General features: G+C 36.6%; 2 protein-coding genes and 2 pseudogenes. All 4 read left to right on the plus strand.

All coding sequences use genetic code 11. From position 1 onward, the window contains the following. Positions 1-39 precede the first annotated feature (39 nt). Positions 40-522 carry an ArpU family phage packaging/lysis transcriptional regulator gene (locus AC1DJR_RS26605; RefSeq protein WP_445290624.1) on the plus strand — a complete coding sequence of 161 codons (483 nt, stop codon included), beginning with the start codon at positions 40-42 and terminating at the stop codon, positions 520-522. Further along, positions 522-611 (plus strand): annotated as a pseudogene (locus AC1DJR_RS26610) (site-specific integrase); the annotation flags it as partial. The gene AC1DJR_RS26605 and the pseudogene AC1DJR_RS26610, both read left to right, overlap by 1 nt. Positions 612-810: 199 nt before the next feature. Beyond that, on the plus strand, positions 811-1932 hold the full coding sequence (tnpB, locus tag AC1DJR_RS26615) for an IS200/IS605 family element RNA-guided endonuclease TnpB (protein WP_477003922.1): 1122 nt from the start codon (positions 811-813) through the stop codon (positions 1930-1932). Positions 1933-2002: 70 nt separating this feature from the next. Continuing rightward, positions 2003-2275, plus strand: a pseudogene (locus AC1DJR_RS26620) (carbohydrate-binding protein); the annotation flags it as partial. Positions 2276-2386: the final 111 nt, after the last annotated feature.

A 2386-nucleotide genomic window follows, 5' to 3' on the forward strand; every position in this document is an offset into this window, starting at 1 on the left:
AGACAAAAGTAATTTAAAAATAAAAAGGAGTGGTCTTACATGACTAAACAATTATCTTTCTTACCAAAAATTGATAGAACAGCAACGCAAGAGAAGTTAGAGGGTGTTCTTGAAAGTGTACGCATATATAGACAGTTCGGAATGATTCGTAAGGAAATGAAAGTCACTCCTTCTTATGAAATGAGAGAACACGGTCCGACACATACCGTTGGAAAGCCTTTAGAGGATGTGGCAATCGCTAATTTGCAACAAAGTGAGCATGAAGAGTGGTTGGAGTTAATGTCATTCCGTATTAATCAGTTTTTAAGTCGCTTAGGTAATGGCTGTGCTGGGAAGATGCAGAGGGAGATTATTAATAAGCGTTATTTAGAAGAAGAAGCTGTATGCGATTATATGGTCTATAACGAAATTGCAATGGCTGAACGTACATATCGCCGTTGGAAGTCCAGAGCATTTTATAATTTAGCTTTTGCTCTTAGATTAGAAGTTTACGAAACAGAAGAAGCTGGAGGTAATGAATAATGAACTTTGTTCAGCCAATACGTGATCTAGAGCAAATACAACAAATTAAAGAGTATTTAAGGGAAAAGAGTGAACGAAATTATATTTTATCATTTTAGCCAAGAAGACTCCTTCCTCAAGGGGCGTGAAGGGTCACAGCCCAGTGAGTAGGTGGGAGATGAATTGGCTTCGRAYAAGRGATGGCAGGAAGCYATCTTAATTGTTCGACATACATAAASTGTTACTTCACTATCTRYCGAATGTATGTTTGKTGTATAATAGWCAYATRCCGAAATGGAGRTGAAWYRAATGATGATTAATAAAGCMTATAARTTTCGTATCTAYCCAAATAAAGCACAAGCAATTCTAATCAACAAAACGATTGGTTGTTCTCGYTTTGTATTCAATCATTTCCTATCCCTATGGGATCGCGCATACAAAGAGACAGGAAAAGGTTTGACATATGGTACATGCTCTGCGAAACTTCCTACCATGAAGAAAGAGTTTGTTTGGCTAAAAGATGTAGATAGTATTGCGATTCAGTCGTCTGTTCGCAACCTTGCGGATGCTTATACACGCTTTTTCAAAAAACAAAACAGCGCCCCGCGYTTTAAATCTAAGAAGAACAACGTACAATCTTATACTACAAAACAAACAAATGAAAATATTGCTGTTGTAGGAAACAAGATAAAGTTGCCGAAACTAGGCCTTGTTCGATTTGCCAAAAGTCGCGAAGTAAAGGGACGTATCTTAAATGCTACAGTTAGACGGAAACCTTCTGGCAGATACTTTGTGTCATTGTTAGTGGAAACAGAAGTACAAGAACTTCCGAAAGCACATTCTTACATCGGAATGGATGTGGGACTAAAAGATTTCGCCATTTTGTCAGATGGAACAACCTATRAAAATCCGAAGTTTTTTCGRTCATTAGAAGAGAARTTRGYRAAAGCRCAGCGTGTTCTTTCTAGAASAAYGAAAGGATCTTYKCGCTGGAATAAACARCGAGTAAARGTAGCTARAATTCATGAATACRTGRCRAATGCTAGAAAAGATTACTTGGACAAARTCTCAACTGAAATCATCAAAAACCACGATGTTATCGGTATAGAGGATTTGCAAGTATCGAATATGTTAAAGAATCATAAGTTAGCAAAAGCAATTAGTGAGGTATCCTGGTCGCAATTTCGATCCATGTTAGAATACAAAGCAAAATGGTATGGCAAACAAGTTATTGTCGTATCAAAAACATTTGCTTCYAGCCAATTATGTTCYMRTTGTGRATAYMAAAACAAAGACGTTAAAAATYTAAACCTACGTAAATGGGACTGCCCTTCTTGTCGTACACACCATGATAGGGATATTAACGCAAGTATCAATCTAAAGAATGAAGCGATAAGGCTTCTAACCGCAAGGGCTGCGGGGATAGCCTAATAAATTAGAGTTCGATAGAACTCTTTACTTAGGAATCCCTCACTTCTAAACGAAGTGAAAGTGGGGGTGGTTCAAGGACAAGAATTTGCAAGCAAATACAACATACAAGTATGCAGTTTCTGCAGTTGATACGGCTGGCAATGAATCAATGAAAAGTGATATCTTAACAGTTACTACGAAGGAACAAGAAAACGCTTATGAGAAATGGGATTCGTATAAAGCATATAAAAAAGGAGATAGAGTAGTTCACGAGGGTAAGGAATACGAGTCGGCCCAAAGCTATCAAGGGAATGGGGATCCGAATTGGATCTTTGCTTTATCTTTATGGAATGAAATAAAATAGTAATTTAATTAGTAGCTCATTTTTCATGTAATCAAGTAGATTTGAAATGAATAATTAAGAGGAGAAAAAATCAAGTTTTATATTATAATTAAGCGCATCCTCTTAAAAAGA

The sequence above is a fragment of the Bacillus sp. 05T31 genome, assembly GCF_056396725.1.